At 42.7% G+C, this 2,474-nt stretch carries 2 protein-coding genes; one reads left to right on the forward strand and one right to left on the reverse strand.

Going from position 1 to position 2,474, the window contains the following annotated elements; translation table 11 throughout:
* Nucleotides 1-565, forward strand: a 565-nt coding sequence (locus tag F6K38_RS39320; protein ID WP_287360333.1) for a PEP-CTERM sorting domain-containing protein, incomplete at its 5' end; no start/stop codon positions are given.
* A gap of 106 nt (nt 566-671) precedes the next feature.
* Here F6K38_RS39320 and hpsL read toward each other — a convergent pair.
* The gene (hpsL, locus tag F6K38_RS39325; protein ID WP_008185324.1) at nt 672-2,423 is read right to left on the reverse strand and encodes a hormogonium polysaccharide biosynthesis protein HpsL; all 1,752 of its coding nucleotides are present in this window, start codon (nt 2,421-2,423) and stop codon (nt 672-674) included.
* Between the last annotated feature and the right edge of the window lie 51 nt (nt 2,424-2,474).

The following is a 2,474-nucleotide window of genomic DNA, read 5'->3' on the forward strand; positions in this document are numbered from 1 at the left end:
TACTGGCGCAATTTTAGGTCTTTTTGCTCTTGTCCCTAATCTGGCTCAAGCTGCTGCTATGAAATTTGAGTTTATTAGTACACTTGAGACTCTCAATGATAATCTTGGCTTTGGTATCCTTCGCTATGAGAGTGCCCCTATCACTGGGGTTGGAGTGGAAACTATCCAGATGAATCAGTTAGTTGGTGTCGATTTAGATCTAAAAGCGTCGGCTGAAATTTCTCTTGACATACCAGGTTTGGGATTAGTCACTGATAGTGTTTTTATTGATGAAAGTGATGTGGTACCTCCCAGTCCATTTCTAACGTTTACAGATGGTATATTAACCAGCTTCAACGATACAATTAACACTACAAGTAACACTTTTGGAGTTCCTATTGTTGCTCAAGCTTTAGGAACAACTTTTGAAACTTTTGCTGTTGAGCCAACCTCGGATACCAAAATATTAGTCGAAAAAGGGAATATTATTTTTAGCACTGTTCCAGAACCAGGAACGATTTTAGGGCTTAGTTTGTTTTCTTTAGGAATCTTGATGAATCGAAAAAAATCAGCAAACTCAAATTAATCGATGAATGTCCAGTTTTGGGCTAGTGGTACTTGGGTTAAAAAAGTGCAATAGTGCTAGGAATCAAGGCTTAATATGGTCATGATCCTGGCTCTATATCACATTTTTACTCAATTTTTAGGGCGCTTACCCTGCCTTTTGCCTTTTGCCGTTTCCCTTTTCCCTTTTTCGATGCCTTGATACCTCGTTTCTTTTTAGGTTGAGGCTCGTTTGCCTGTGCTGCCTCTAGTTTCTCTAGTTCCTCTTGTTCTTGACGATTTATTTCAGGCAACTTGAGGATAACACCAGTAATCAACCAATAATATACTGCCACTGGATCTACATCCAAGGGATAGTAATAGGTTTGGTAGCTAATAAACAAAATAAGTACCCAATAGCTGGCACCGATACTCCGCAAATCCTTGTTTTTCACTGAGCGGTAAGCCTTGAAGGTAAGTACAGTAATCGCAGTTACAAATACTAGAAAAGCCAGCAGCCCCAGCGGACCAACTTCATGCATCACTTTGGGAAACCAAGTTTCTACCAAACTGGTTTTACCAAAAACACGAGCAGAGTTGGTCGCTCGTCCTAATCCCAGACCAATTAATGAGCCTCTTAGTCTACTCCAGGTAAAAGCAAATTGATGAAGGATAAAATCATCCGCTGGTGAAGCTTCCCAACGACCGATCAAACTATCTATCCGTTCCTGAACTACTTCAGGAAAAGCAGTTGCCGCAATTCCTAATAAAAGCCCTAATCCTCCCAAAATAGGTAAAAACCGTTTAAGGTTAGTGACTTGACCCGTTAAAACGAGCAGGATTACGGTTACAGTTGGCACCAAAGCCAGAGCAATCCGCTGACCAGAGACTACTGCGAGAACAAAAACCGATGCCATGGCACCTAAACCAACACTCCGCCAACGAGCTGAGGGGTCGCTGAAAGCAGTAGCAAAGCTAAAAAAGGCATTAGAAATCAGGAACCAGCCCCACTGCCAAGGGGCAACAAAGGTTCCCGGTAAGCGGATTTGTCCCACTTGAGGACTATACAGCAAAGACCCACCCACAAAACATCTAGCATCTAGGGAAGCTTTGAATAAGGCAGCCCCGTGTCTGAATTGGGTTCCAGCGCATCTACCAGTTTTCAGCATCATGTACTGAATAAAGGCAAGGCTACAGCAGATAATAGCCAGAACTGTGAACATCCTTGAGAGGAAGAGTAATTCTTTCTTGCTACGGATCAGGTAGTAGGCACAAAAGATTAAGGGAATGTATCCCAAAAAAACTTTCAAACCCAAAATTCCCATTAGTATCGGCTGTCCATCTTCGCAGGTTATACCTCTACGCATCCCTGGTAGATCTGAACAAGGGGGAAGTAGTTGCTGGGAGCCATTAGCAAACAAGAATGTCAGCAAACTTGATGCGCACAAAATGCCTAAGGGTAGCATTAGGGACTTGGCTATTATGATTGGTTTTCTTTCCTGCTTACACTGTTGTACTAGACCAATCAAAGCAGGGATATAGATACCATCTTTAGCCAGCTGCAGCAGTGGACTATTGCCAATGGAGTAAATGATTGTACCACTAAAAGGCATATAGATCAGGAATGCCCAAAGTGCTGTGCGAGGATATTTATAGGACAGAACCAGACAAGGCAGACCAGCTACTGCAGCTGCACCAGCTTTAGGATCAACCACTAGAGCAAGCAACACCCCGATAATGGCTCCAAAAGCTGCTGTCATAGTAATAATTTGGATGATTTCTCTACGCTCCCGTTGCGCTCGGCGTTTTTGAGCTAACTGTTGCTTGAGATTTAAGGTTGTGGTCTCAGATGGCGTTTTCCCTTTCTTTGATGACTTAGATTTTGACCGACCTTTGACCATGGCAGAACCATCCCATTGTCTATCGATGTTATTATTTCTTAATTTGGCATG

This window comes from Moorena sp. SIO3B2 (assembly GCF_010692525.1).
GTDB classification, from domain to species: Bacteria; Cyanobacteriota; Cyanobacteriia; order Cyanobacteriales; family Coleofasciculaceae; genus Moorena; species Moorena producens.

What these genes read in the sequence shown, in the direction of transcription:
- hpsL (WP_008185324.1), bottom strand. Translation starts at nt 2,423, where the DNA reads ATGGTCAAAGGTCGGTCAAAATCTAAGTCATCAAAGAAAGGGAAAACG.